The organism is Glycocaulis alkaliphilus (assembly GCF_004000605.1).
Lineage (GTDB): Bacteria > Pseudomonadota > Alphaproteobacteria > Caulobacterales > Maricaulaceae > Glycocaulis > Glycocaulis alkaliphilus.
Window position 1 is genome coordinate 884488 of the sequence record NZ_CP018911.1, and the last position, 18554, is coordinate 903041.

16 protein-coding genes are annotated in these 18554 nt (G+C 61.7%); all 16 read left to right on the top strand.

Annotated elements, in window-relative coordinates; translation table 11 throughout:
* Positions 1-37 precede the first annotated feature (37 nt).
* The 16 genes from rplJ to rpsC all read left to right on the top strand — a co-directional run bounded on the left by rplJ (position 38) and on the right by rpsC (position 18545).
* Complete coding sequence (rplJ, locus tag X907_RS04225; RefSeq protein WP_127565792.1) at positions 38-553, top strand: 50S ribosomal protein L10; 516 nt, start codon at positions 38-40, stop codon at positions 551-553.
* Positions 554-603: 50 nt separating this feature from the next.
* Positions 604-984 carry a 50S ribosomal protein L7/L12 gene (rplL, locus tag X907_RS04230; protein ID WP_127565793.1) on the top strand — a complete coding sequence of 127 codons (381 nt, stop codon included), beginning with the start codon at positions 604-606 and terminating at the stop codon, positions 982-984.
* A 232-nt stretch (positions 985-1216) separates the two neighbouring features.
* Entirely contained in the window at positions 1217-5296 is a 4080-nt protein-coding gene (gene rpoB, locus X907_RS04235; RefSeq protein ID WP_127565794.1) for a DNA-directed RNA polymerase subunit beta, read from the top strand.
* 79 nt (positions 5297-5375) lie between these two features.
* Positions 5376-9584 carry a DNA-directed RNA polymerase subunit beta' gene (gene rpoC / locus X907_RS04240; RefSeq protein ID WP_127565795.1) on the top strand — a complete coding sequence of 1403 codons (4209 nt, stop codon included), beginning with the start codon at positions 5376-5378 and terminating at the stop codon, positions 9582-9584.
* A gap of 355 nt (positions 9585-9939) precedes the next feature.
* Positions 9940-10311 (top strand): 30S ribosomal protein S12, encoded by a 372-nt coding sequence (gene rpsL, locus X907_RS04245; RefSeq protein WP_036512005.1) that lies wholly within the window; start codon positions 9940-9942, stop codon positions 10309-10311.
* 12 nt (positions 10312-10323) lie between these two features.
* Positions 10324-10794, top strand: coding sequence for a 30S ribosomal protein S7 (rpsG, locus tag X907_RS04250; protein WP_036512006.1), 471 nt, complete (start codon positions 10324-10326; stop codon positions 10792-10794).
* A gap of 38 nt (positions 10795-10832) precedes the next feature.
* Positions 10833-12908 carry an elongation factor G gene (gene fusA / locus X907_RS04255; RefSeq protein WP_127565796.1) on the top strand — a complete coding sequence of 692 codons (2076 nt, stop codon included), beginning with the start codon at positions 10833-10835 and terminating at the stop codon, positions 12906-12908.
* 53 nt (positions 12909-12961) lie between these two features.
* Positions 12962-14137, top strand: coding sequence for an elongation factor Tu (gene tuf, locus X907_RS04260; RefSeq protein ID WP_127565797.1), 1176 nt, complete (start codon positions 12962-12964; stop codon positions 14135-14137).
* Positions 14138-14230: 93 nt separating this feature from the next.
* Entirely contained in the window at positions 14231-14545 is a 315-nt protein-coding gene (gene rpsJ / locus X907_RS04265) for a 30S ribosomal protein S10 (protein ID WP_036512015.1), read from the top strand.
* A 22-nt stretch (positions 14546-14567) separates the two neighbouring features.
* On the top strand, positions 14568-15368 hold the full coding sequence (gene rplC, locus X907_RS04270) for a 50S ribosomal protein L3 (RefSeq protein WP_127569309.1): 801 nt from the start codon (positions 14568-14570) through the stop codon (positions 15366-15368).
* Positions 15365-16003, top strand: a complete 639-nt coding sequence (rplD, locus tag X907_RS04275; protein WP_127565798.1) for a 50S ribosomal protein L4 — start codon at positions 15365-15367, stop codon at positions 16001-16003. Before rplC ends, rplD begins: the two co-directional genes overlap by 4 nt.
* The gene (locus tag X907_RS04280; protein WP_127565799.1) at positions 16003-16296 is read left to right on the top strand and encodes a 50S ribosomal protein L23; all 294 of its coding nucleotides are present in this window, start codon (positions 16003-16005) and stop codon (positions 16294-16296) included. The genes rplD and X907_RS04280 overlap by 1 nt, the downstream gene beginning before the upstream one ends.
* A 27-nt stretch (positions 16297-16323) precedes the next feature.
* Complete coding sequence (rplB, locus tag X907_RS04285; protein ID WP_127565800.1) at positions 16324-17160, top strand: 50S ribosomal protein L2; 837 nt, start codon at positions 16324-16326, stop codon at positions 17158-17160.
* A gap of 17 nt (positions 17161-17177) precedes the next feature.
* Complete coding sequence (gene rpsS / locus X907_RS04290; protein WP_036512026.1) at positions 17178-17456, top strand: 30S ribosomal protein S19; 279 nt, start codon at positions 17178-17180, stop codon at positions 17454-17456.
* A 4-nt stretch (positions 17457-17460) separates the two neighbouring features.
* Positions 17461-17841, top strand: coding sequence for a 50S ribosomal protein L22 (gene rplV / locus X907_RS04295; RefSeq protein WP_127565801.1), 381 nt, complete (start codon positions 17461-17463; stop codon positions 17839-17841).
* Positions 17841-18545, top strand: coding sequence for a 30S ribosomal protein S3 (gene rpsC / locus X907_RS04300; RefSeq protein WP_127565802.1), 705 nt, complete (start codon positions 17841-17843; stop codon positions 18543-18545). The genes rplV and rpsC overlap by 1 nt, the downstream gene beginning before the upstream one ends.
* Positions 18546-18554: the final 9 nt, after the last annotated feature.

The window sequence follows — 18554 nt, forward strand, 5'->3', positions numbered from 1 at the left end:
ACCGGGTGGTCCGGTCATCCTGTAACGGGAGACCGCAATGGAGCGAGCCCAGAAAGTCGAAGCTGTCGATGCCTATAAAGGCATTTTCGCCGGCGCCGGCTCGGTAGTGATTGCTCACTACTCCGGACTCACTGTTGCGGAAATGACGTCTCTGCGTGCCGAACTTCGTAAGTCCGGCGGGCAGTTGAAGGTTGTGAAGAACCGTCTGGCCAAGATTGCCCTTAAAGGCTCTCCGGCTGAAGGCGCTGCCGACATGTTCACCGGACCTGTCGCCATTGCCTACGCCGAAGACCCTGTTGCGGCACCGAAAGCCACTGCGGACTTTGCCAAGAAGAACGAGAAGCTCGTTCTGATCGGCGGGTTCATGGACGTTACGGTTCTTGATGAAGGCCAGGTCAAGGCTCTTGCCACCATGCCGTCTCTGGACGAGCTGCGCGGCAAGCTGATCGGTCTCATCCAGGCGCCCGCCACGAAGGTCGCAGGGGTTGTTCAAGCCCCCGCCGGCCAGCTGGCCCGCCTGCTTCAGGCCTATGCAGACAAACAGGCTGCATGACGCCGTCTCCGCATCTCTAGTGACAACGCATTCAAACAGGACTGAAAACCATGTCGAAACTCGAACAACTCGTGGAAGACCTTTCCAGCCTGACCGTGCTGGAAGCTGCTGACCTCGCCAAGCTTCTCGAAGAGAAGTGGGGCGTTTCCGCTGCTGCTCCGGTGGCCGTGGCCGCTGCTGGCGGCGCTGCTGGCGGTGAAGCCGCTGCTGCGGAAGAGAAGACTGAATTTGACGTGATCCTCGTCACCGCCGGTGACAAGAAAATCAACGTCATCAAGGAAGTCCGTGCCATCACCGGTCTTGGCCTGAAAGAAGCCAAGGACCTGGTGGAAGCCGGTGGCAAGGCCGTCAAGGAAGGCGCAGCCAAAGCCGAGGCCGAGGCCATGAAGAAGCAGCTCGAAGAAGCAGGCGCTACTGTCGAGCTGAAGTAAGGATCAGGGCCGTTCGCGGTTCCTGACACAACGATCCGGCGGGCGTGTGGCTTAGAGCCACGCGCCCGTTGGGGCGTTTCAAGTTTCGTCTGGCATTCCGGTCTGCCCCGGGTGTGTCAGGTCAGGGTGGCAAGCCCCCTCATGCTTGTTGCCACTTTCACCGGGGCGGGCGGGACGCATTTCGCGTCCCCGTAGGACGATGCCGGGCTATAGCCTGGCAAAGGGAGCGGAAATGGGTCTGTCGTTCACCGGCAAGAAGCGCATTCGCAAGTCGTTTGGTCGCATCCCCGAAGCGCTGGAGATGCCCAACCTCATTGAGGTGCAAAAGCATTCCTACGAGCAGTTCCTGATGAAGGATCTGCGGACGGGCGAGCGCCCGGATGAAGGGTTGCAGGCAGTCTTCAAGTCTGTCTTCCCCGTCAAGGATTTCTCTGAACGGGCTGTTCTGGAATTCGTGTCCTACGAATTCGAAGCGCCCAAGTATGATGTTGAAGAATGCGTGCAGCGCGACATGACGTTCGCAGCGCCGCTGAAAGTCAAAATGCGTCTCATCGTGTTTGATGTGGACGAGGAAACCGGCGCGCGCTCGGTCAAGGACATCAAGGAACAGGACGTGTTCATGGGCGACATCCCGCTCATGACCGACAAGGGCACGTTCGTCGTGAACGGCACCGAGCGGGTTATCGTCTCCCAGATGCACCGTTCTCCGGGTGTGTTCTTTGACCATGACCGTGGCAAGACCCACGCCTCCGGCAAATATCTGTTCGCCGCACGGATCATCCCGTATCGCGGTTCGTGGCTCGACTTCGAGTTCGACGCCAAGGACATCATCCATGTGCGTATCGACCGCCGCCGCAAGCTCCCTGCGACGACGCTGCTTTACGCGCTGGGCCTCGACAAGGAAGCCATCCTGTCGATCTTCTACGGCCGTGTCGGCTTCAAGAAGGTCAAGGCGGGCTGGACGACGCCGTTCGTCAAGGAAAACTGGCGCGGTGTGAAGCCGCTGCGCGACCTGGTGGATGCCAAGTCGGGCGAGGTGATTGCGCCTGCCGGCAAGAAGATCGCCGCGCGCGTGGCCAACAAGCTGGCCGAAGACGGCGTGAAGAACCTGCTGGTGGCGGGTGACGATCTGGTCGGCCGCTTCTTCGCCGAGGATATCGTCAATGCCGAAACCGGCGAAATCTTTGCCGAGGCTGGTGACGAGATCACGCTGGAGCTTCTCGAAGAGATCACCAATGCGGGCTATGACGAAATCGATGTGCTCGACATCGATGGCGTGAATGTGGGCGGCTATATCCGCACCACGCTGGCCGCCGACAAGAACGATACCCGTGAGCAGGCCCTGGTCGACATCTACCGTGTGATGCGCCCCGGTGAGCCGCCGACGCCGGAAACGGCCGAAGCCCTGTTCAACGGCCTGTTCTTCGATTCCGAGCGCTACGACCTGTCGCCGGTCGGCCGCGTGAAGATGAATATGCGCCTTGATCTGGAATGCCCGGATGATGTGCGCGTGCTGCGCCGTGAGGACATCGTTGAAGTCCTCAAGGTCCTGCACGGCCTGCGCGACGGCAAGGGCGAGATCGACGATATCGACAATCTCGGCAACCGCCGTGTGCGCTCGGTCGGCGAGCTGATGGAAAATCAGTATCGCGTCGGCCTTTTGCGCATGGAGCGTGCCATCAAGGAGCGCATGAGCTCGGTCGATATCGAGACCGTGATGCCGCACGACCTCGTCAACGCCAAGCCGGCAGCGGCTGCGGTACGCGAGTTCTTCGGCTCCTCCCAGCTCTCGCAGTTCATGGACCAGACCAACCCGCTCTCGGAAGTTACCCACAAGCGCCGCATGTCCGCGCTTGGCCCGGGCGGCCTGACGCGTGAGCGTGCCGGCTTTGAAGTGCGCGACGTTCACCCGACCCATTATGGCCGGATCTGCCCGATCGAGACGCCCGAAGGCCCGAATATCGGCCTTATCAACTCGCTCTCCACGTTTGCTCGCGTGAACAAGTACGGCTTCATCGAGAGCCCGTACCGCAAGGTGGAAAACGGCAAGCTGACCGATCAGGTCGACTATCTGACCGCGATGCAGGAAGCCAAGTTCAACATCGCCCAGGCCAATGCGACGGTGTCGGACAAGGGTGAGCTGGCGAACGAGTTCGTCAACTGCCGTATCGGTCCGAACCGTGACGCGACGCTGATCCCGCGCGAAGACGTGGACTATATCGACGTGTCGCCCAAACAGGTCGTGTCGGTGGCTGCGGCGCTCATTCCGTTCCTCGAGAACGATGACGCCAACCGCGCCCTGATGGGCTCGAACATGCAACGCCAGGCCGTTCCGCTGCTGCGCAATGAAGCGCCGCTGGTGGGTACGGGCATGGAAGCGGTTGTGGCCCGCGATTCCGGTGCTGCCATCATCGCCCGCCGCGACGGTGTGGTCGAACAGGTGGACGCCCAGCGTATCGTGGTGCGCGCGACCGGCGACATTGATGCGGCGGCTTCGGGCGTCGACATTTACCGCCTGTCCAAGTTCCAGCGCTCCAACCAGTCCACCTGCATCAACCAGCGCCCGATCGTGAAGGTCGGCGATGTGGTGAAAGCCGGCGACATCATTGGTGACGGACCGTCCACGGACCTTGGCGAGCTGGCTCTGGGGCGCAACGTGATCGTCGCGTTCATGCCGTGGAATGGCTACAACTTCGAGGACTCCATCCTCATCTCCGAGCGTATCGTGCGCGATGACGTCTTCACCTCGATCCATATCGAGGAATTCGAGGTCATGGCCCGCGACACCAAGCTCGGCCCGGAGGAGATCACCCGCGATATTCCGAACGTGGGTGAGGAAGCCCTGCGCAATCTCGACGAGGCCGGCATCGTGGCCGTTGGCGCCGAGGTTGAGGCCGGTGACATTCTCGTTGGCAAGGTGACGCCGAAGGGCGAAAGCCCGATGACGCCGGAGGAGAAACTCCTGCGCGCCATCTTCGGCGAAAAAGCCTCTGACGTGCGTGACACTTCGCTGCGCCTGCCGCCGGGCACGACCGGCACGATCGTGGAAGTGCGCGTGTTCAACCGTCACGGTGTTGACAAGGACGAACGCGCCATCGCCATCGAGCGTGAGGAAATCGCCCGTCTCGGCGAAGACCGTGATGACGAGCTGGAAATCCTCGAGCGTGACATCTTCTCGCGTCTGAAAACCATCCTTCTGGGCCGCGAGGCGGTCTCCGGCCCGCGCGGCTTTGCCAAAGGCAAGGTCACCGAAGGCGCGCTGGAAGAGGTGCCTGCCTCCCAGTGGTGGAAGATCGGCCTTGAAGACGAGAAGGCCATGGCCGAGGTCGAGGCCCTCAAGAAGCAGTATGACGAGTCCAAGGCCCGCCTTGACCGCCGCTTCGAGGACAAGGTCGAGAAGCTGCAGCGCGGCGACGAGATGCCGCCGGGCGTGATGAAAATGGTCAAGGTGTTCGTCGCGGTGAAGCGCAAGCTGCAACCGGGCGACAAGATGGCCGGCCGTCACGGCAACAAGGGTGTGATCTCCAAGATCAACCCGCTCGAAGACATGCCCTTCCTGGCAGACGGCACGCCGGTTGACATCGTGCTCAACCCGCTGGGCGTGCCCTCGCGCATGAACGTGGGTCAGATCCTCGAAACGCACCTTGGCTGGGCCTGTAAGGGTCTCGGCCAGCAGATCGGCCTGGCCTATGAGGCGTATACGCGTGACAGCGATGCCAATGCGCTCAAGAAGGCTATCAATTCGGCCTATGGCGAAGATCAGGAACTGCCAGAGGACGAAGGCGATATCGCCGAGCTGGCCCGCAATCTGACGCCTGGTGTGCCGATTGCCACGCCGGTCTTTGACGGTGCGCGCGAGCCCGACATTGTCGAGTATCTCAAGCGTGCCGGTATCGACGAGAGCGGCCAGTCGACGCTGTATGACGGCCAGACGGGCGAGCCCTTCAAGCGCAAGGTCACGGTCGGCATCAAGCACTTGCTGAAGCTGCACCACCTTGTCGACGACAAGATCCACGCCCGCTCCATCGGCCCGTACAGCCTGGTTACCCAGCAGCCGCTGGGCGGCAAGGCGCAGTTCGGCGGCCAGCGCTTCGGCGAGATGGAAGTGTGGGCGCTGCAGGCGTATGGCGCTGCCTACACCCTGCAGGAGATGCTGACCGTGAAGTCGGACGACGTGGCCGGCCGTACCAAGGTCTACGAGGCCATCGTGCGCGGCGACGACGCCTTCGAGGCGGGCATCCCGGAAAGCTTCAACGTGCTGGTCAAGGAAATGCGTTCCCTTGGCCTGAACGTCGAGCTCGTCAACGAATAGGCCGCTAGCGGCCAAACTGTGATCAGGTGGCAGGGCTCGCCCTCAGGGCCCCGCCACCGCCACCGTCAAGGAGACGGACATGAACCAAGAGGTCATGAATATCTTCAACCCGTCCGCCGAAGGCCCCGCCTTCGACCGGATCCGGATTTCGCTGGCAAGCCCGGAGAAGATTCTCTCCTGGTCGTTTGGCGAGGTGAAGAAGCCCGAAACGATCAATTACCGCACTTTCAAGCCCGAGCGTGATGGCCTGTTCTGCGCGCGCATCTTTGGTCCGATCAAGGATTATGAGTGCCTGTGCGGCAAGTACAAGCGCATCAAGTACAAGGGCATTGTCTGCGAGAAGTGCGGCGTGGAAGTCACGCTGGCGCGCGTGCGGCGCGAGCGCATGGGCCATATCGAGCTGGCCGCTCCGGTCGCCCACATCTGGTTCCTGAAATCGCTTCCCTCCCGCATCGCCCTGATGATGGACATGGCCCTGAAGGACGTGGAGCGCGTGCTCTACTTCGAGGCCTATATCGTCATGGAGCCGGGCCTGACCCCGCTGCAGCAGCACCAGCTCCTGAGCGAGGAAGAATACTACCAGGCCGTCGACGAGTACGGCGAAGACGCCTTTACGGCTGGTATCGGCGCGGAAGCCATCCGCGAGCTGATGGCCAATATGGACCTGCCTGCGCAAGTCGAGCGCATGAAGGAAGAAATGAAGGAGACCGGCTCGGAGCTGAAGCTGAAAAAGCTCTCCAAGCGGATCAAGCTCCTTGAGTCCTTCATCTTCTCGAAGAACCGTCCGGAGTGGATGATCATGACGGTTGTTCCGGTCATTCCGCCGGAACTGCGCCCGCTCGTGCCGCTGGATGGCGGGCGGTTTGCGACGTCCGACCTGAACGATCTCTATCGCCGGGTCATCAACCGTAATAATCGTCTGAAGCGCCTGATCGAGCTGCGCGCGCCGGACATCATCATCCGCAACGAAAAGCGCATGCTTCAGGAAGCGGTCGATGCCCTGTTTGACAATGGCCGCCGTGGCCGTGTCATCACCGGCACCAACAAGCGCCCGCTCAAATCGCTCTCGGACATGCTGAAAGGCAAGCAGGGCCGGTTCCGTCAGAACCTGCTCGGCAAGCGCGTCGACTATTCGGGCCGTTCGGTCATCGTGGTTGGCCCGGACCTGAAACTCCACGAGTGCGGCCTGCCCAAGAAGATGGCGCTGGAGCTGTTCAAGCCCTTCATCTATGCGCGTCTCGACGCCAAGGGCCTGTCGGGCACGGTCAAGCAGTCGAAAAAGCTGGTTGAGAAAGAGCGCCCCGAAGTCTGGGACGTTCTGGACGAGGTTATCCGCGAGCACCCGGTCCTGCTGAACCGCGCGCCAACGCTCCACCGTCTGGGCATCCAGGCGTTCGAGCCGAAGCTGATCGAGGGCAAGGCGATCCAGCTTCACCCGCTGGTCTGCGCCGCGTTCAACGCCGACTTCGACGGCGACCAGATGGCCGTTCACGTTCCGCTGAGCCTTGAAGCCCAGCTGGAAGCGCGCGTGCTGATGATGTCGACCAACAACATCCTCTCGCCCGCCAACGGCAAGCCGATCATCGTGCCGTCGCAGGACATCGTGCTGGGGCTGTACTACCTCTCCATCGCCAAGGACGGCGAGCCGGGCGAAGGCATGGTCTTCGGCTCCATGGCCGAGATCGACGCTGCGCTGGATTCCGGCATCGTCACCCTGCACTCCAAGATCAAGGCCCGCTATGAGGGTGTTGACGAGGAAGGCGTGCAGAAGATCAGCGTGATCGACACGACGCCGGGCCGTATGAAGCTGCTCGAGCACCTGCCGCGTCACAAGCTCCTGCCGCCGGCCCTTCTTGATGAGCTTCTCACCAAGAAAGCCGTCGGCAACCTGATCGACGAGGTCTATCGCCACACCGGCCAGAAGGCGACGGTCATTTTCTGTGACCGGATCATGCAGCTCGGTTTCCGCGAAGCGGCCCGTGCCGGCATTTCCTTCGGCAAGGACGACATGCTGATCCCGGACGCCAAGGCGACGCTCGTCAACGAGACGCGCACCCTGGTGTCCGACTACGAACAGCAATACGTGGACGGTCTGATCACGCGCGGCGAGAAGTACAACAAGGTCGTTGATGCGTGGGCGAAGTGTACCGACAAGGTCGCTGACGCCATGATGGACGAGATCTCCAAGCCGATCGATGCCGGCAATGGCCGTACGGGCGAGATCAACTCGGTCTACATGATGGCCCACTCCGGCGCGCGTGGTTCGAAGAACCAGATGAAACAGCTTGCCGGTATGCGCGGCCTGATGGCCCGTCCGGACGGCTCGATCATCGAGACGCCGATCATCTCGAACTTCAAGGAAGGCCTGACCGTCCTTGAATACTTCAACTCGACCCACGGCGCCCGTAAGGGTCTGGCCGATACGGCTCTGAAAACGGCGAACTCGGGCTATCTGACCCGCCGTCTGGTCGATGTCGCGCAGGACTGCATCATCACTGAAGATGATTGCGGCACCTCGCAAGGCATTGAGCTTTCTGCCGTCGTTGATGGCGGTGAAGTGGTCGTGTCGGTGGGTGCGCGCATCCTTGGCCGCACCACGGCCGAAGCGGTGAAAGACCCGTCCTCGGGCGATGTCATTGCTCCGGCAGACACGTATCTGGACGAAGATCTGTGCGCGGCCATCGAGGCTGCGGGCGTGATCTCGGTCAAGACCCGTTCGCCGCTGACCTGCGAAACCCGCTGGGGTGTCTGCGCCACCTGCTATGGCCGTGACCTTGCGCGTGGCACGAAGGTGAATATGGGCGAGGCTGTGGGCGTTATCGCGGCCCAGTCCATCGGTGAGCCGGGTACCCAGCTGACCATGCGTACCTTCCACATCGGTGGTACCGCCCAGGTCTCCGAGCAGTCCTTCATCGAAGCGCTCAATGACGGCAAGATCGCCTTCAACGACCGCTCCACCGTGAAGAACTCCGAAGGCGCTCTCATCGTCATGAGCCGCAACATGCAGGTTGTGGTCATGGACGCCGAGGGCAAGGAGCGCGAAGTCTACAAGCTCCCCTACGGCGCCAAGCTGCGCGTGGATGCGGGCAGCAAGATCAAGCGCGGCGACCGTCTCGCCGAGTGGGACCCGTACACCGCGCCGATCGTCACCGAGGTGGGCGGCCGTGTGAAGTTCATCGACACGATCGAGGGCCTGACGGTCCGCGACGAGACCGATGACGCGACGGGTATTGCCTCGAAAGTCGTTATCGACTGGCGTGGCACGTCATCGAAGTCGAGCTCCATCCAGCCGGCCATGGTGATCACCGACGAGAAGGGCGAGCCGGTCAAGCTCGCCAACGGTGCTCCGGCCAACTACATGCTGTCGGTCGGCGCGATCCTGTCCATCAATGATGGTGACGAGGTCAAGCCGGGCGACGTGATGGCCCGTATCCCGACCGAAGGTGCCAAGACGCGTGACATCACCGGCGGTCTGCCGCGTGTTGCCGAGCTGTTCGAGGCGCGCCGTCCGAAGGATCACGCGATCATCGCCGAAACCACCGGCCGTGTTGAGTTCGGGCGTGACTACAAGAACAAGCGCCGCATCATCATCACGCCTGAAGGGGAGGGCGCCGAGCCGGTGGAATATCTCGTTCCGCGCGGCAAGCACCTTACCGTTCAGGAAGGCGATATCATCCAGCGCGGCGAGTATCTGCTCGACGGCAATCCGGCTCCGCACGACATCCTGCGTATTCTGGGTGTCGAGGCGCTGGCCAAGTATCTCATCAACGAGATCCAGGAAGTCTATCGCCTGCAGGGCGTGCCGATCAACGACAAGCACATCGAGGTGATTGTCCGGCAGATGCTGCAGAAGATGGAAATCCTCGATCCGGGCGATAGCGGCTATCTCAATGGCGAGCAGGTCGAGAAGCTCGACTTCCTCGAGATGAACGAGCGTCTGGAAAAAGAGAAGAAGCGTCCCGCGGTGGGCGAGCCGGTTCTGCTGGGCATTACCAAGGCCTCGCTGCAGACCCGCTCCTTCATCTCGGCTGCCTCGTTCCAGGAGACGACGCGCGTGCTGACCGAAGCCGCTGTCCAGGGCAAGGTCGACATGCTTGAGGGCCTGAAAGAGAACGTCATCGTGGGCCGCCTGATTCCTGCCGGTACGGGTGGTACGATGCGCGAGTTCCAGTCGGTTGCCGACAAGCGTGATCGTGAACGCCTGGCCGAGCGTGAGAAGGAAACCGCTCAAGGCGCTGAAGCCCTGCCGGCTGAAATCGCCGAAGCGGCGGCCAGCGAGGAAGGCTGATAGCCTTTACTGGTTGGGAAATGAGGTCAGGGCCGCCGGGATTCCCGGCGGCCCTTTCCGTTTTATGGCGGGGCTGATCTGGCGCGTGTGAACGGGGTGTAAAAATCCCCTCATGCGTCTCTTGACGCGGGCAGGTCAGATCAGTAGGTTCCGCGCTCGTTTTCAGGGGTGAGCCGTAACCTCTGCCCGAGGCAAGTGCCAAGGCCAGGTTAGACGTCGCCTGAAACAACGACATTATTCAACACCGTCCGTGGGCGTGAGCAGTGAGGCTCCCGTCCGGCGGCCGGGTTTACGCGCTTGCGGGGTCCTTCGCCGGACTCCAATGCGCATTGGGATCAAGGACGGACGTAGCTGCATGCCTACGATTAACCAGCTCATCCGCAAGCCGCGGAAAGACAAGCCGAAGCGCAACAAAGTGCCTGCGCTCCAGTCGTGCCCCCAGCGGCGCGGTGTATGCACGCGCGTGTACACCACGACCCCGAAGAAGCCGAACTCGGCGCTTCGTAAAGTGGCCAAGGTGCGCCTGACCAATGGCTACGAAGTCGTGAGCTACATCCCCGGTGAGGGCCACAACCTTCAGGAGCACTCCGTGGTCCTGATCCGTGGTGGCCGCGTGAAAGACCTTCCCGGTGTCCGTTACCACATTCTGCGCGGCGTTCTGGATACCCAGGGCGTCAAGGATCGCCGTCAGCGCCGCTCGAAGTACGGCGCGAAGCGTCCGAAATAAGGAGAGATCTGGATGTCCCGTCGTCACCGCGCAGAGAAACGCGAGATTCTGCCTGATCCCAAATTCGGTGATCGCGATCTCACGAAGTTCATGAACTACATCATGGTAGACGGTAAGAAATCCGTCGCCGAGCGCATCATTTATGGCGCGCTGGAAATCGTTGAAGAAAAAGCCAAGCGCGAGCCGGTCCGCGTGTTCCACGATGCTCTGGGCAATATCGCTCCGGAGATCGAGGTGCGCTCACGCCGCGTTGGTGGTGCGACCTACCAGGTTCCCGTCGAGGTGCGTCCGGATCGCCGCAAGGCTCTGGCCATCCGCTGGCTGGCGGCCGCGGCCCGCGCCCGCAACGAAAACACGATGCGTGAGCGTCTGGCTGGCGAGCTTCTCGATGCTGCGTCCAACCGCGGCACGGCTGTGAAAAAGCGTGAAGACACGCACCGCATGGCCGAAGCCAACCGCGCCTTCTCGCATTACCGCTGGTAATTCCGGCTAAACGAACGATCACGCAAGGACCTCTCCCCATGGCCCGCACACACAAGATCGAGGACTACCGCAATTTCGGCATCATGGCCCACATTGATGCCGGGAAAACGACGACGACCGAGCGGATCCTCTATTACACCGGCAAATCTCACAAAATCGGTGAGGTCCATGACGGCGCGGCCACCATGGACTGGATGGAGCAGGAGCAAGAGCGCGGCATCACGATCACGTCTGCCGCGACGACCTGTTTCTGGCGTGAGAAGCGTCTGAACATCATCGACACGCCCGGCCACGTTGACTTCACGATTGAAGTCGAGCGGTCCCTGCGCGTGCTTGACGGCGCGATCGCGCTGCTGGACGCCAATGCCGGCGTGGAGCCGCAGACCGAAACGGTCTGGCGCCAGGCCGACAAGTACAAAGTCCCGCGGATGATCTTCGTCAACAAGATGGACAAGCTTGGCGCCGACTTCTTCCGTTGCGTCGAGATGATCAAGTCGCGCCTGGGCGCCACGCCGCTCGTTCTCCAGTTGCCGATTGGCGCGGAGACCGAGTACAAGGGCTGCATCGATCTCATCAAGATGCGCGCGATCATCTGGGAAGAGGAAAGCCTCGGTGCGGCGTTCCACTATGAAGATATTCCCGCTGACCTGCAGGCGCAGGCCGAAGAGTATCGCGAAAAGCTGATCGAGGGCGCTGTCGAGGTCGAAGAGGCCGCGATGGAAGCCTATCTCGAAGGCAATATGCCCAATGAGGAAGAGCTGATGAAGCTCATCCGCAAGGGCACGATCGAGCTCGCCTTCAACCCGATCCTGTGCGGCACGGCGTTCAAGAACAAGGGCGTTCAGCCTCTGCTCGACGCGGTTGTGGACTATCTGCCTTCGCCGGTCGACGTTCTGGCTATCAAGGGTATCGATCCCAAGACCGACGGCGAGATCCTGCGCAAGGCCGACGACAACGAGCCGACCTCGCTGCTCGCCTTCAAGATCATGAACGACCCGTTCGTGGGCTCGCTGACCTTCTGCCGCGTGTATTCGGGCCATGTCGAAACCGGCACGTCCCTGATGAACACCGTCAAGGACAAGAAAGAGCGTATCGGCCGCATGCTGCTGATGCACTCGAACAGCCGTGAAGACATCAAGGAAGCGTTCGCGGGCGACATCGTTGCCATCGCCGGCCTGAAAGACACGACGACGGGTGACACGCTGTGTGATCCGATGAAGCCGGTCATCCTTGAGCGCATGGAGTTCCCGGAGCCGGTTATCGAGCTGGCTATCGAGCCGAAGTCCAAAGGTGACCAGGAGAAGCTGGGCATTGCCCTGCAGCGTCTGGCCGCCGAAGACCCCTCTTTCCGCATGTCGACCGACGAAGAGTCCGGCCAGACGATCATTGCGGGCATGGGCGAGCTTCACCTCGACATCCTGGTCGACCGTATGCGCCGCGAGTTCAAGGTTGAGGCCAATGTCGGCCAGCCGCAGGTTGCTTACCGCGAGACCATTGGCGAAGCGTGCGAGATCGACTACACGCACAAGAAGCAGACCGGTGGTACGGGTCAGTTCGCCCGCATCAAGCTGTTTTTCGAGCCGGTCGAGCCGGGCGAAGGCTACAGCTTCGAATCCAAGATCGTCGGCGGTTCGGTGCCCAAGGAATACATTCCGGGCGTCGAAAAAGGCATCAACTCGGTGCGTGAAACCGGCCTTCTGGCGGGCTTCCCGCTGATCGACTTCAAGGCGACGCTGATCGACGGCGCCTACCATGACGTGGACTCCAGCGTGCTGGCGTTCGAAATCGCGGCCCGTGCCGCCATGCGCGAAGCCAAAGGCAAGATGCGCGTGAAACTGCTTGAGCCGATCATGAAGGTCGAAGTGGTGACCCCGGACGAGTATACCGGCTCGGTCATCGGCGACCTGAACTCCCGCCGCGGCCAGATCCGCGATCAGGAGATGCGCGGCAACGCCACCGTGGTGAACGCCATGGTGCCGCTGGCGAACATGTTCGGCTATGTGAACAATCTGCGCTCGGCAACTCAGGGCCGCGCCCAGTTCACCATGCAGTTCGATCACTATGAGCCGGTGCCGCAAGCGGTGGCCGATCAGGTGATCTCCAAGATCGCCTGAGGCGTGAACAGTTAGCCCTTCGGGTTGTAAACGAAAAAGAGTGAGTAGAGAAAATGGCCAAGGCAAAGTTTGAGCGTAACAAGCCGCATGCGAACGTTGGCACGATTGGTCACGTTGACCACGGCAAGACGACGCTGACGGCGGCGATTACGAAGTATTTCGGTGAATTCCGTGCGTATGACCAGATTGATGGCGCGCCGGAGGAGAAGGCTCGCGGGATCACGATTTCGACGGCTCACGTAGAGTATGAGACGGAGAACCGTCACTATGCGCACGTGGACTGCCCTGGCCACGCTGACTATGTGAAGAACATGATCACGGGCGCGGCGCAGATGGACGGCGCGATCCTGGTTGTGAACGCGGCTGACGGTCCGATGCCGCAGACGCGCGAGCACATTCTTCTGGCCCGTCAGGTTGGTGTTCCGGCCCTGGTCGTGTTCATGAACAAGGTTGACCAGGTTGACGATCCCGAGCTTCTGGAACTGGTCGAGATGGAAATCCGCGAGCTCTTAAGCTCGTACGACTTCCCCGGCGACGACATTCCGATCATTTCCGGTTCCGCTCTGGCGGCGATGGAAGGGCGTGATCCTGAAATCGGCGAGAACAAGATCCGCGAGCTGATGGCCGCTGTGGACGAGTACATCCCGACGCCGGAGCGTCCGGTTGACATGCCGTTCCTGATGCCGATCGAGGACGTGTTCTCGATTTCTGGCCGGGGTACGGTGGTTACGGGCCGTATCGAGCGCGGCATTCTGAAAGTGGGCGACGAGATCGAGATCGTGGGTATCCGCGACACCTCGAAGACGACGTGTACGGGCGTTGAGATGTTCCGCAAGCTGCTTGACCAGGGTCAGGCGGGCGACAATGTGGGCGCTCTGCTGCGCGGTGTTGAGCGTGAGGGCGTTGAGCGCGGTCAGGTTCTGGCCAAGCCGGGCTCTGTGAAGCCGCACAAGAAGTTCGAGGCGGAAGCCTACATCCTGACGAAGGAAGAGGGTGGCCGTCACACGCCGTTCTTCACCAACTACCGTCCCCAGTTCTACTTCCGCACGACGGACGTGACCGGGATCGTGTCCCTGAAAGAGGGCACCGAGATGGTGATGCCGGGCGACAATGTCGAGGTGACGGTGGACCTGATCCAGCCGATCGCGATGGAAGAGAAGCTGCGCTTCGCCATCCGTGAAGGCGGCCGTACCGTCGGAGCCGGCGTCGTCTCCAAAATTATCGACTAAACGAAACTGAACAAGAGAAGATGGAAGAGGCCGGGCGGCGTGAAACGCTGACCCGGCCAGACTTCCCAAGGAACCAGGAACGGGACCGGAGCGATGGCACAAACCAACATCCGCATCCGCCTCAAGGCGTTCGATCACCGCGTGCTGGATACGTCCACGCGCGAGATCGTCTCGACGGCGAAACGCACAGGCGCACAGGTGCGCGGGCCTATCCCGCTGCCCACGCGTATTGAGCGTTTCACGGTGCTGCGGTCCCCGCACATCGATAAGAAATCACGCGAGCAGTTCGAGATCCGCACGCACAAGCGTGTCCTCGACATCGTGGACCCGACCCCGCAGACCGTGGACGCGCTGATGAAGCTCGACCTGTCGGCCGGCGTGGATGTCGAGATCAAGCTGGGAGCTTAAGCCAATGAGCCAGGCTCAAAACCTGCGCACGGGCGTCATCGCGAAGAAGATGGGCATGACCCGTATTTTCGCCGAGGACGGCTCGCACATTCCGGTGACGGTGCTGCACCTTGACGGTGTCCAGGTCGTTGCCCAGCGCACGAATGATCGTGACGGCTACACCGCGCTGCAACTGGGCGCCGGCAAGGCCAAGGTGAAGCGCGCGACGAAAGCCGATCGCGGTCACTTTGCCAAGGCGGCCGTCGAGCCCAAGCGCAAGCTGGTCGAGTTCCGCGTCAGCGAGAGCAATCTCATTGATGCCGGCGCCGAGATCACGGCTGACCACTTTGTCGAAGGCCAGAAGGTGGATGTTGCCGCCCTGACCATCGGTAAGGGTTTTGCCGGTGCGATGAAGCGCTGGAATTTCGGCGGTCTTCGCGCCACGCACGGCGTGTCCGTCTCGCACCGTTCGCACGGTTCGACCGGCCAGCGTCAGGATCCGGGCAAGGTGTTCAAGGGCAAGAAAATGGCCGGCCATCTCGGCCAGGAGCGCGTGACCACGCAGAACCTCGAAGTGGTTCGCGTCGATGTCGAGCGTGGCCTCATTCTGGTCCGCGGCGCGGTACCGGGCTCGGCAGACAGCTGGGTCGAAGTGCGCGACGCCGTGAAAGGCGCCGGTGTGGAAGGCCTGGCTTTCCCGGGCAAGTTCCGCATGGGTGATGAGCCCAAGGCGGTAGACAATCCCGCGCCCGGTTCCGAGGAAGCCGAAATGGTTGCTGAGGGCGCGCCGGTTGCAGATGCGCCTGCCGTTGACACGGCGGGTGAAGAGGACGCCAAGTCATGAAACTCGATGTAATCACCCTGGATGCCGGCAAGGCAGGCTCGGTTGAGCTCAGCGACGACATCTTCGCCATTGGCGAAGTGCGTGCTGACCTCCTGCAGCGCGCCGTGAAGTGGCAGCTTTCGCGCCGCCAGGCCGGTACGCACCGCGCCAAGGAGCGCGCCGAGATCGCCCGCACGGGCAAGAAGTTCGGCCGCCAGAAGGGCGGCGGTTCGGCCCGCCACGGTTCGCGCCGCGCCCCGATCTTCGTCGGCGGTGGCAAGGCGCACGGCCCGAAAGTGCGCAGCCACGCGACCGAGCTTCCCAAGAAGGTCCGCGCTCTGGCCCTGAAGCACGCTTTGTCGTCGAAAGCGGGTTCATCCTCGCTGATCGTGCTGGACGAGGCGCGCCTTGACGAGCCGAAAACGGCCGCGCTGAAAGCGCAGTTCGCCAAGCTCGGCCTGACCAACGCGCTCATCATTGATGGTGAGACGCTGGACGAGAACTTCGCGCTCGCCGCGCGCAACATCCCGCATGTGGATGTGCTGCCCGCGCAAGGTCTGAACGTCTATGACGTGCTGCGCCGCGACACGCTGGTGCTGACGAAGTCGGCGGTCGAGAAGATCAATGAGCGCTTTGCCGCCAAGGAGAGTGCGTAATGGCTTCGCCCAAGCACTACGACACGATTATCGCGCCGGTGATCACCGAGAAGGCGACCCTGCTCTCTGAAGAGAACAAGGTTGTGTTCAAGGTCCCGCTGGCCGCGACGAAAAAAGACATCACCGAGGCCGTTGAAGCGCTGTTCAAGGTCAAGGTGAAAGCGGTCAACACGCTGCGTCAGAAGGGCAAGACCAAGCGCTTCCGGGGCATTGAAGGCCGTCGCGACGATATCAAGAAAGCGGTGGTTACCCTCGAAGAGGGCCATTCCATCGACGTGAGCACGGGCCTGTAAGGGCGCGCGCTTGAAGGAGTTTGAACCATGGCGCTGAAGACATTCAAGCCGACCTCGCCTGGCCGCCGCGCTCTTGTGCTGGTGGACCGGTCCGAGCTGCACGCCGGCAAGCCGGAAAAGACGCTGGTCGAAGGCCTGCGCCGTACCGGCGGACGTAACAATACCGGGCGGATCACCGCCCGCCGCCGCGGGGGTGGAGCCAAGAAGCTTTACCGCCTGATCGATTTCAAGCGCCGCAAGTTTGACGTGCCCGCCACGGTCGAGCGCCTTGAGTATGATCCGAACCGCACGGCGTTCATCGCCCTCATCAAGTATGAGGACGGCGAACTGGCCTATATCCTGGCGCCGCAGCGTCTGGCCGCCGGTGATCGCGTGATCGCCAGCGCCAAGGCTGATGTGAAGCCGGGCAACGCCATGCCGCTGAAAACCATCCCGGTCGGCACCATCATCCACAATGTGGAGATGAAGCCGGAAAAGGGCGGCCAGATTGCCCGCTCCGCCGGTGCCTATGCACAGCTGGTCGGCCGTGAAGCCGGCTACGCCCAGGTCCGCCTGATGAGCGGCGAGCTGCGCAAGGTCAATGAGAACTGCATGGCCACGATTGGTGCGGTGTCGAACTCCGACCACCTCAACATCAATCTGGGCAAGGCCGGCCGCAACCGCCATCTTGGCAAGCGTCCGTCCGTGCGCGGCGTGGCCATGAACCCGGTCGATCACCCCCATGGTGGTGGTGAAGGCCGTACCTCCGGTGGCCGCCACCCGGTGACCCCGTGGGGCAAGCCGACCAAAGGCCGCAAGACCCGCCGTAACAAGGCGACCGATAAATTCATCATCCGTTCGCGCCACGAGCGCAAGAAACGCTAAGGGAGCGACCGACCGTCATGCCCCGTTCTGTATGGAAAGGTCCGTTTGTAGACGGATACCTCCTGAAGAAAGCCGATGCCGCCCACGAAGCTGGGCGCAAACAGGCTATCAAAACCTGGTCGCGCCGCTCGACCATCATGCCGCAATTTGTCGGCCTGACCTTCCAGGTCCACAACGGGAACAAGTTTGTTCCGGTTCTGGTGTCCGAGGACATGGTCGGCCACAAGCTGGGCGAGTTTGCGCCTTCGCGGACCTATTACGGTCACGCGGCGGACAAGAAAGCCAAGAGGAAGTAGCGCGATGGGCAAGGAAACCAATCCCCGCCGCGTGGCTGAGAACGAGGCGCGCGCCAAGCTGCGGATGATCCGCATCAGCCCGCAAAAGCTGAACCTTGTTGCCGCGATGATCCGTGGCAAGAAGGTGGAGCGTGCGCTGAACGATCTGGCCTTTTCACGCAAGCGCGCTGCCGCCGACGTGAAGAAGGTCCTGGAGTCGGCCATCGCCAACGCTGAGAACAATCACGGCCTCGATATCGACAGCCTCGTCGTGTCGGAAGCCTATGTCGGCAAGAACCTTGTGATGAAACGCTTCCGTGCCCGCGCCCGCGGCCGTGGTGCGAAAATCCTCAAGCCGTTCTCCGAGCTGACGATCGTCGTTCGCGAAGTCGAGGAGGCCGCGTAATGGGACAGAAGATTAATCCGATCGGCCTGCGCCTCGGCATCAACCGTACCTGGGAATCGCGCTGGTATGCGCGCGGTGAAGAGTATGCGACGCTTCTTCATGAAGACCTGAAGATCCGCAAATTCCTCCAGGAAAAGCTGAAAGCAGCCTCGATCTCGAAGATCATCATCGAGCGTCCGCACAAGAAGTGCCGCATCACCATCTACACGGCGCGTCCGGGTGTGGTGATCGGTAAAAAAGGTGCCGACATCGAGAAGCTGCGCCGCGAAGTCGCCAAGATGACGGACGCCGAGGTGTTCCTGAACCTGGTCGAAGTGCGCAAGCCGGAAACCGACGCCAACCTGGTCGCCGACAGCATCGCCCAGCAGCTCGAGCGCCGCGTGGCGTTCCGGCGTGCGATGAAACGTTCCATGCAGTCCGCGATGCGCATGGGCGCTCTTGGCTGCAAGATCATCTGTGCCGGCCGTCTGGGCGGCGCCGAGATCGCGCGTTCGGAACAGTACAATGAAGGCTCGGTGCCGCTGCACACGCTGCGCGCCGACATTGATTACGGCTTCGCCGAAGCGAAAACCGCGATGGGCATTATCGGGATCAAGGTCTGGATCTACAAAGGCGAGATCATGGAACACGACCCGATGGCGTCCGAGCGCCGTATGCAGGAAACCGGCGAGCAGCGGACCCGTTCGGGCCGCCAGAACGCCTAGGGCCAGGGC

What these genes read in the sequence shown, in the direction of transcription:
- rpoC (WP_127565795.1), top strand. Translation starts at nt 5,376, where the DNA reads ATGAACCAAGAGGTCATGAATATCTTCAACCCGTCCGCCGAAGGCCCC.
- rpsJ (WP_036512015.1), top strand. Translation starts at nt 14,231, where the DNA reads ATGGCACAAACCAACATCCGCATCCGCCTCAAGGCGTTCGATCACCGC.
- rpsS (WP_036512026.1), top strand. Translation starts at nt 17,178, where the DNA reads ATGCCCCGTTCTGTATGGAAAGGTCCGTTTGTAGACGGATACCTCCTG.
- rpsL (WP_036512005.1), top strand. Translation starts at nt 9,940, where the DNA reads ATGCCTACGATTAACCAGCTCATCCGCAAGCCGCGGAAAGACAAGCCG.
- rplV (WP_127565801.1), top strand. Translation starts at nt 17,461, where the DNA reads ATGGGCAAGGAAACCAATCCCCGCCGCGTGGCTGAGAACGAGGCGCGC.
- X907_RS04280 (WP_127565799.1), top strand. Translation starts at nt 16,003, where the DNA reads ATGGCTTCGCCCAAGCACTACGACACGATTATCGCGCCGGTGATCACC.
- rplB (WP_127565800.1), top strand. Translation starts at nt 16,324, where the DNA reads ATGGCGCTGAAGACATTCAAGCCGACCTCGCCTGGCCGCCGCGCTCTT.
- rpsG (WP_036512006.1), top strand. Translation starts at nt 10,324, where the DNA reads ATGTCCCGTCGTCACCGCGCAGAGAAACGCGAGATTCTGCCTGATCCC.
- rplD (WP_127565798.1), top strand. Translation starts at nt 15,365, where the DNA reads ATGAAACTCGATGTAATCACCCTGGATGCCGGCAAGGCAGGCTCGGTT.
- rplJ (WP_127565792.1), top strand. Translation starts at nt 38, where the DNA reads ATGGAGCGAGCCCAGAAAGTCGAAGCTGTCGATGCCTATAAAGGCATT.
- fusA (WP_127565796.1), top strand. Translation starts at nt 10,833, where the DNA reads ATGGCCCGCACACACAAGATCGAGGACTACCGCAATTTCGGCATCATG.
- rpoB (WP_127565794.1), top strand. Translation starts at nt 1,217, where the DNA reads ATGGGTCTGTCGTTCACCGGCAAGAAGCGCATTCGCAAGTCGTTTGGT.
- tuf (WP_127565797.1), top strand. Translation starts at nt 12,962, where the DNA reads ATGGCCAAGGCAAAGTTTGAGCGTAACAAGCCGCATGCGAACGTTGGC.
- rpsC (WP_127565802.1), top strand. Translation starts at nt 17,841, where the DNA reads ATGGGACAGAAGATTAATCCGATCGGCCTGCGCCTCGGCATCAACCGT.
- rplL (WP_127565793.1), top strand. Translation starts at nt 604, where the DNA reads ATGTCGAAACTCGAACAACTCGTGGAAGACCTTTCCAGCCTGACCGTG.